The sequence below is a fragment of the Nonomuraea sp. NPDC003201 genome (assembly GCF_053590415.1).
The window spans coordinates 1-6346 of record NZ_JBSFTC010000464.1 but is presented as its reverse complement, the minus strand read 5'-3'; the positions used below and the strand labels follow the sequence as shown (position 1 = coordinate 6346).

Sequence of the window (6346 nt, the reverse complement as noted above, 5' to 3'; positions counted from 1 at the left end):
GGCCGCCACGGCCGCGGGCACCGCGGGCGAGTCCGAGCTGCGGCGGCTGCGCGAGCGGCTGGCCGACGTGGAGAAGCAGCTGGAGGCCTCGCGCCGGGCCGCCCGCGAGGGCAGGAGCATCGAGGACGCCCGCATCCGGGTGCTGCTCGACGCGCTGCAGGACGCCTCGGCCGGGCTGCGCAGGGAGCTCGCCCTGCCCACGATGATCAGCCGGCCCGCCGACTCGGTCGCCGCGGTCACCGGCGAGCGGCCCGGCGTCCGGGGGGTGCCCGCGCGGGCGCTGGCCGACGACGATCCGCAGCTCCTCGACCAGCTCCTGGCCCTGCCGCAGGTCCACCTGATCATCGACGGCTACAACGTGACCAAGACCGGCTACGGCACGCTCACCCTCGCCGACCAGCGCACCCGGCTCATGACCGGGCTCGGCGGGCTGGTGGCGCAGACCAGGGTCGAGGTCACCGTCGTGTTCGACGGGGCCGAGCTGAACTCCCCGGTGCAGGTCGTGGCGCCGCGCGGGGTGCGGGTGCTGTTCAGCCAGCCGGGGGAGATCGCCGACGATCTGATCCGCCAGCTCGTACGCGCCGAGCCGCCCGGCCGGGCCATGGCCGTGGTGTCGTCGGACCGTGAGGTGGCCGAGTCCGTCAGGCGGATGGGAGCCAGACCCGTTCCGTCTGGCTTGCTGCTGCGCAGGCTGGGCCGGGCCTAGATTACCTGCACCCCTTACGGGCGGATTTGCCGCGCCGTGCCAGGGATATTACGAATTGGGTGGATAGCGTGTGACCTCACCCGCCACTTCTGTACTATTCGCCCCAGATATCATCCCTGGGAGGCGACACAGTGAGGTTTGGCAGGGTGCCGGTGGCCGCGGGTCTCGCGTTCGGGCTGGTCCTGTCCCCCATGGGAGCCGCCGTCGCCGATCCCCGGCCGACCCTCGGACAGGCCAAGGCCAAGCTCGACAAGCTCAACGACAAGGCCGACAAGGTCGTCGACCGCTTCAACACGGCCACCGAGCGGTACAAGGCCGCCAAGGGCGCGTACACCAAGCTGAACGACCGCTACAAGACCAAGCTGGCGACGGTCGCGGACCTGCGCGCCCAGGTGATCGGCATGGCCGTCGACAGCTACAAGCTCGGCACCGACGTGACCTCCCTGCCCGGCCTCGTGAGCGCGGACCGCCCCGACGACTTCCTGATGAGCCTGGCGCTGGCCGGGCAGCTCTCGCGGGAGCGGGCGGAGAAGCTGGCCGCGTTCGACCGGGAGAACCGCGGGCTGAAGGTCGAACGCGACAAGGCGGAAGAGGCGCTGGAGGCGGCCGACCGGGAACGGGACGGGGTCGAGAAGGAGCGTTCGGAGATCATGAAGCTGATCTCCGAGCAGAAGAAGCTCCTGAAGAAGCTCGGCGCCTACAACCCCGGCAACCCGAACAGCGTCGGCATCCAGTACACGGGGCCGGCCTCGGGCAACGCCGCCGCCGTCCTGCGCTTCGCCTTCGCCCAGGTGGGCAAGCCGTACGTGTTCGGCGGGACGGGGCCGGGCGGCTGGGACTGCTCCGGCCTGACCCAGGCGGCGTGGCGCGCCGCGGGCGTGTCGCTGCCGCGCACGACCTGGCAGCAGTGGGCCTGGGGCGCGAGCCGCAAGGTCTCACTGAGCGCCCTCCAGCCGGGGGACCTCATCTTCAGCTCGAGCCTGGGTCACGTCAGTATCTACGCCGGCGACGGGAAAATCGTTCACGCGCCGCAGACGGGCGACGTGGTCAAGGTCGTCAAACTCTCGTCGTACGGCGGCCGCCTCGTGGGCGCCATCCGCCCGTAGCTACGACGCCGAATCGTTGATCGCATCAGCCGAACGAGGTTCGGTTTGATGAGCGATGGGAACGATCCAGCGCGCCTGACGAGCCGCAACAAGTGTGACAAACGCGACATTTGGGGCCTGACAAACGGGCGCGAAAACAAATGTGAGCAGCGTCACATTTCGATAACGGAACCTGGTGTTCCAGCAGGGATTTCCCTCCTTACTGACTCCACTATCTGATCTTTACAGGCGGTGTCCCGCTTTGCCGATCCTTGACCCTTCGGCGTAGCTTCTGGCGACGTCGCGGTGAACAAGCCATGTCCCCCGCGAACCTGCACCGGTCTCTCCCGGTGTGAGACAGATAAAGATCCGCTGGTCAACCGCCCAAATGTCCCCACATCAACACATTGGTCGGGACGGTTGGCCTGCCGAATCCGTGCAGCCAGGAGGCACGGAGCCGGGGACCCAGCGATCCCAGTTCCCCAGGGATCAGGGGGTGAATCGGCGCGCACATCGCGCCGTAGGGCGACTTCCAGGCCCGAATCCGTCAGCTAACCCGGTAGGCATTCGTGGAAGAGTCAAGGAGAAATCCTGTCTACCTCCCTGCATAACCCCCGTCTGTCCCGCATTGCCCTGAGTGGCGTAGCGCTCACGATGACCGTGACGGCCGGAGGTGCGATCCTCCATGCCCCAACGGCTCAGGCTGCCACGACCGATTCGGCGTCGACGACCAAGGCGGCCGCAACCGCCGGAACCTCGAAGACGACCTCGGCCGCGGCGCTGAGGGCGGCCAAGGTCGCCCGTCAGAAGGCGAAGGCCCGCAAGGCCGTCGCCGTGGCCAAGAACCAGGTCGGTGACCCGTATCGGTACGGAGGCACAGGCCCCGGTTCGTTCGACTGCTCCGGCCTCGTCCAGTACGCCTGGAAGAAGGCCGGGGTGAAGCTCCCACGCGTGGCGGCCAGCCAGTTCGCCCGCACCAGGAACAAGGTCTCGTGGCGGAACCTCCGGCCCGGCGACCTGATGTTCTTCAGGGGGCTCGGCCACGTGGGCATGTACGTCGGCAAGGGCAAGATGGTCCATTCGCCTCGGACAGGCGAACGGGTACGCATCGACAAGCTGGGTGGATGGCGGCGGGCGTCGTTCGTCGGCGCTGTCCGTCCCGGCATGTGAAGAAGCCCCGCCCGGCTCCTCCGGGCGGGGCTCTCCCATTGTTGCTTTCATTTTTTTACGGCGGAGCACGGGCGGCGCCACCCGCCGCACCTGGCTGAGGGCCTCCAGGGAGACGCCCGCTGACCCGCACAACGCACCCACCGCAACGGCCCCCCCCTCAAACCAGCCACCCCACCCACCCACCCCGCCCGCCTCATGGCTTCCCGCCTCACGGTCTCGCGCACGTGGCCCCACAGGCCCACAGCCGCTCAACCCGCTCCTCGGCTCCACGACCCTCGGCCACACGGCTCACGACCCTCGGTCCCATGACCCTCAGCCCTCGGCTCAGGGCTCAGAGGTCCCGGCTCGCGGGCCAGGCTCCCCGTCCGATGGCGCGCGGTGTGTGGTCCTCTGGCGCGCAGCCACCGCATGCGGTGCGGGTGGACGGTTCTCAAGGGGGTGCGGAGTGGCCGGTCAGGGGCCGGCGGGCGGCTACGATCGGGCATCGTGTCAGGGCAGGTGAGTCGGCGGGCCGCGATCGTCTCCGTCCTGCTTCTCGCCGTCGCCCCCGCCAGCGCCCCCACCCCCGATTCCCCCATCCTTCCCGCCGAAGTCCGTGGCCTGTGGGGTGACCGCGAGGTCGTGGTCCGCGGGGCCCGATCCGTGGTCGTCGGCGGGCACACCGCACCCGCCGAGCTCGGCGACATCGCGCGGAGGGCTGATCGGGCGGGGCAGCGGGTGTCGGCGGTGCTCGGAAGGTCAGTACGACCGCTCGTAGTCGTTCCCTCGTCCGCTGCCGAAGCGGCCGGGCTGGCCGGGGTGGGGCGGGTCGACGGGCTGGCGGCGGTGGCCGATCGCGGGCGCGTGATCATCGTCCCCGAGTTCTTCGCCAGGCTGAACTCCACCGGCAAGGACGTCGTACTCACCCACGAGCTCACCCACGTCGTCGCCGGCACCGACCGCCTGCCCCCATGGCTCTATGAGGGGTTCGCCGACTACGTCGGCTACCGCGACTCCGGGCTCCCCATGAGGACCGCGGCCGCCGAGCTCGCCGCCGAGGTGCGGGCCGGGAGACTGCCGAGGGAATTGCCCGGACCTGAGGCTTTCGCGGCTGACGGGCGGGACCCCGTCCGGCTCGCCCGGGCGTACCAGGAGGCTTGGCTGGCGTGTCGCTTCCTGGCTGACCGGTTCGGTGAGAGGACGCTGGTGAGGCTCTACCGTGACGCCCGCGCGGGCGGCGTAGACCGAGCACTCGCCGCGCTCGGCCTCTCCGCGGCCACGCTGACGGCACGGTGGCGCGACTACGTGCGAGACCAGCTCGCGTGAGGGGGAGGCAGATGAGCGAACGGCGGAACGTGGACGACGCGTCGCAAGAGGCGTCGAAGGAGGGTGAGGAGGCCGGAGGCACCGCGGCTCTGAGTGGCGAGGCGCGCGGTCACGGTGCGAGCGCGTCAGTAAAGGGGGAGAGCGCCGGCCCGATGTCGGGAGGTGGCGCGTCCGTGAAAGGGGAGGGCGTCGGCCTGACGTCCGGGGGTGGCGCGTCCGTGAAAGGGGAGGGCGTCAGCCCGATGCCCGGAGGTGGCACGCCAGTGAAAGGGGAGAGCGCGGGTCCGGTGGCCGGCGGTGGTGCGTTCGTGAAGGGGGAGAGCGGCGGCGGCAGGCGAGGGCAGAGTGAGGGTGTGTCCGTGAACGGGGGAGGGCCGCCGGAGTCCGACGGCGAGCGCCGGCTGCGGCGGCAGGCGGCGGTGGCGGCCGTGCTGCTCGGCCTGGTGATCGCGGCCGTGGCCGCCTTCAGCACCCCCTGGCACCTCCTGACCTCCGGACCGCCCGACCCGGCCCGAGACTTCACCGCCGCGCAGATCGCCAGGTCCGAGGCGTTCGATGCGGCCAGCACCCTGCCCGCCTACCTCTCGCTGGCCCTCACGCTGATCATCGCCGGACTGCTCGTCGCCACCCCGCTCGGCGTGAAGCTGGTGGCGTGGCTCAAAGGCCCCTGGTGGGTCCGCGTGGTGCTGGGCGTCGTGGTCATCACCCTCTTCACCCAGCTGATCAAGCTGCCGATCGCCATCTGGGGCGAGACGCTGCTGCGCGGCTACGGCCTGTCCATCCAGACCTGGGGGTCCTGGGCAAGCGACCGGCTGAAGAACATAGGCGTCGACGCGTTCATGCTCTCCCTGATGCTGCTGGTGCTCGTGGCGCTGGCCCGCACGTTCAGGCGGTGGTGGATCCCGGCCGCCGTGGGCGCGTTCGCGCTGACGGTGCTGGCGTCGTTCGTCTACCCGGTGGTGTTCGAGCCGCTGTTCAACGACTTCACGACCATGCAGCAGGGCCAGCTCCGCACCGAGCTCCTGGACATGGCCAAGCGGGACGGCGTGCCGGTCGAGGACGTGCTGGTCGCCGACGCCTCCCGCAGGACGACGGCGCTGAACGCCTACGTGTCCGGGTTCGGCGCCACGCGCCGCATCGTCGTCTACGACACGCTGCTCAAGGCCCCGAAGGCCGAGGTCGAGCTGGTCGTGGCGCACGAGCTGGGCCACGCCAAGACCGACGACGTGCTCTACGGCACGTTCATCGGCGCCCTGGGCGCCGCGCTGGGCGCGATCCTGCTGTTCTGGGTGTTCGGCCTGGTACGCCGCCGCACCGGCGTCACCGGCCTGGGCGATCCGCGCGCGGTCGGCGCGGTCATCGGCCTGATGACCTTCGGCTCGCTGCTCATGAGCCCCGCCGAGAACCTGATCAGCCGCCACATCGAGGCCAGGGCCGACCTGCACGCGCTGGACCTCACGCACGATCCGGCCACGTTCATAGCGATGCAGAAACGCCTGGCAGTCACCAATATTTCCGACTTGTCGCCGGATGCGGTGGAATATGTGCTCTATGCGTCCCATCCTTCCAGCCCCGAGCGCATCGCGATGGCCCGTGCATGGGCCAAGCTGAACGGCGTCCCCGTGCAGTGACACGTGCGGTGACACGTGCAGTGACGCGTGCGGTGACAGGTGCGGTGACACGTCCAGTGACACGTGTGGCGGCAGGAGCGACGCTGGGTGCGGGGCCCAAGGTGCTCGTCGTCACGAACGACTTCCCGCCCAGGCCGGGCGGCATCCAGTCGTTCGTGCACGGCCTCGCGCTGCGCACGCCGGGCGTGGTCGTCTACGCGCCCGCCTGGCCGGGCTGCGAGGAGTTCGACGAGCTCCAGCCGTTCCCGATCGTGCGGCATCCGACGCGGCTCATGCTCCCGACGCCGGCCGTCGCCCGCAGGGCGGCGAGGCTGGTGGCCGAGCACGGCGCGCAGACCGTGGTGTTCGGGGCGGCGGCGCCGCTCGGGCTGCTCGCCCCCCGCCTGCGCCGGGCGGCCCATCCGCTCACGACGCACCTTGGCGCGAGTCACCTCGACGCCACAGCGCTC

General features: G+C 70.3%; 5 protein-coding genes, 1 pseudogene and 1 riboswitch. All 6 genes and pseudogenes read left to right on the top strand.

Annotation, left to right across the window (positions count from 1 at the left end; genetic code table 11):
- On the top strand, window positions 1-706 hold a 706-nt coding region (locus tag ACWDX9_RS57940), incomplete at its 5' end, for an NYN domain-containing protein (protein ID WP_449971837.1).
- Between the two features lie 131 nt (window positions 707-837).
- Window positions 838-1812, top strand: coding sequence for an NlpC/P60 family protein (locus ACWDX9_RS57935; RefSeq protein ID WP_449971835.1), 975 nt, complete (start codon window positions 838-840; stop codon window positions 1810-1812).
- A 395-nt stretch (window positions 1813-2207) separates the two neighbouring features.
- A riboswitch (cyclic di-AMP (ydaO/yuaA leader) is annotated at window positions 2208-2372 on the top strand.
- Between the two features lie 73 nt (window positions 2373-2445).
- Complete coding sequence (locus ACWDX9_RS57930; RefSeq protein WP_449971832.1) at window positions 2446-2961, top strand: C40 family peptidase; 516 nt, start codon at window positions 2446-2448, stop codon at window positions 2959-2961.
- 486 nt (window positions 2962-3447) lie between these two features.
- Complete coding sequence (locus ACWDX9_RS57925) at window positions 3448-4266, top strand: hypothetical protein (protein ID WP_449971830.1); 819 nt, start codon at window positions 3448-3450, stop codon at window positions 4264-4266.
- Window positions 4267-4625: 359 nt separating this feature from the next.
- Entirely contained in the window at window positions 4626-5897 is a 1272-nt protein-coding gene (locus tag ACWDX9_RS57920; RefSeq protein ID WP_449971828.1) for a M48 family metallopeptidase, read from the top strand.
- A 65-nt stretch (window positions 5898-5962) separates the two neighbouring features.
- Window positions 5963-6346, top strand: a pseudogene (locus ACWDX9_RS57915) (hypothetical protein); the annotation flags it as partial.